This is a genomic window from Shewanella sp. 10N.261.52.F9 (assembly GCF_041471165.1).
GTDB classification, from domain to species: Bacteria; Pseudomonadota; Gammaproteobacteria; order Enterobacterales; family Shewanellaceae; genus Shewanella; species Shewanella marinintestina.
The window spans coordinates 1-875 of sequence record NZ_JBFRNX010000017.1 but is presented as its reverse complement, the minus strand read 5'-3'; the positions used below and the strand labels follow the sequence as shown (position 1 = coordinate 875).

Here is an 875-nt window from a genome sequence, read left to right as displayed (position 1 = left end):
CAATACTGCTCACTCTTATCAAGATGCGATTAAGTGAACTCACCAAACTCTTATTCTTTATACTTCTACCAGTAAACTGACTTAGAAGTTATGGAGGCGCGACCCGGAGTCGAACCGAGATCGACGGATTTGCAATCCGCAGCATAGCCATTCTGCCATCGCGCCCTTTTGTTTCCCATTGTTGCTGGGAACGAGGCATACTTTACTCGATTATGAAAATGAGTCAACCGCTTATTTGTTTATTTTATTCAACTGCTTAAAACATATTCTATCAAGACGAAATATGTGCTATTGGTGATTAATTAATAACAGGTAACCACCAGGATCATGATAATCATCGTCATGTTGAATGAACTTTATTTCGATTAATCTTTTTCATTTCCCCTCTTACAAGCTTAGATTCTGGTCTATAGAGGCTTAGTTGTGATGGGTGCCAGCCACTAGTATTGAAGTGCTGTGGTAAGGCCCCTTACTTCTTTCTGTCAGTAAAAAGACAGTTTAGTCACTCTTCATGGTCAAGATCGTATCCGTGGGCTTACTTGAACTGGCAAGCCTGTTTTCAATGAAGAGTGCGAGGGATTTTAAAAATCCACTTTATCTCAGAAACAAAAAAGCCCCCGCTTGATGCTGAGGCTTTAATGATGGTACCCGTGGTTGGGCTTGAACTGGCACGCCTGATTTCAATGAAGAGTGCGAGGGATTTTTAACATCCACTTTATCTCAGATACAAAAAAGCCCCCGCTTGATGCGGAGGCTTTGATGATGGTACCCGTGGCCAGACTTGAACTGGCACGCTTATTCAGCGAGGGATTTTAAATCCCTTGTGTCTACCGATTCCACCACACGGGCAAACTCTTTGATTTTGATGATACGTA

General features: G+C 42.3%; 2 tRNA genes. Both read right to left on the bottom strand.

Annotated features, from left to right (window positions below):
• Positions 1–91: 91 nt before the first annotated feature.
• A tRNA-Cys gene (locus AB4298_RS12305) sits at positions 92–165 on the bottom strand.
• 598 nt (positions 166–763) lie between these two features.
• Positions 764–849 (bottom strand) — tRNA-Leu (locus tag AB4298_RS12300).
• Positions 850–875 lie beyond the last annotated feature (26 nt).